The organism is Amycolatopsis sp. SID8362 (assembly GCF_010550475.1).
In the GTDB taxonomy this organism is placed as follows: domain Bacteria; phylum Actinomycetota; class Actinomycetes; order Mycobacteriales; family Pseudonocardiaceae; genus Amycolatopsis; species Amycolatopsis eburnea.
In genome coordinates, this window is sequence record NZ_JAAGNB010000857.1 from 1 (window position 1) to 249 (window position 249).

1 pseudogene is annotated in these 249 nt (G+C 79.9%); it reads left to right on the top strand.

Annotated features, from left to right (window positions below):
- Window positions 1-28: 28 nt before the first annotated feature.
- A pseudogene (locus G3I65_RS26485) lies at window positions 29-249 on the top strand (hypothetical protein); the annotation flags it as partial.

A 249-nucleotide genomic window follows, 5' to 3' on the forward strand; every position in this document is an offset into this window, starting at 1 on the left:
GATCCCGCCGGGCGCCGTGGGTGTCCTCGTGGCGGCACCGGGAGCCGGCGGGGTGCTGGGCGCGGCCGCCGCCGTCCGCCTCGCGCGGCGCTGGGGGAGTGCGCGGAGCCTGCTTGTCGTGCTGCTCGTCCTGACCCCGTTCGGCCTGCTCATCCCGCTGGCGGCGCCGGGTCCGGGCCTGGTCCTGCCGGTGGTGGGCGGAGCCGGGATCGGAGCCGCGGTGGTGGCGGCGAACGTGCTCGCCGCGGG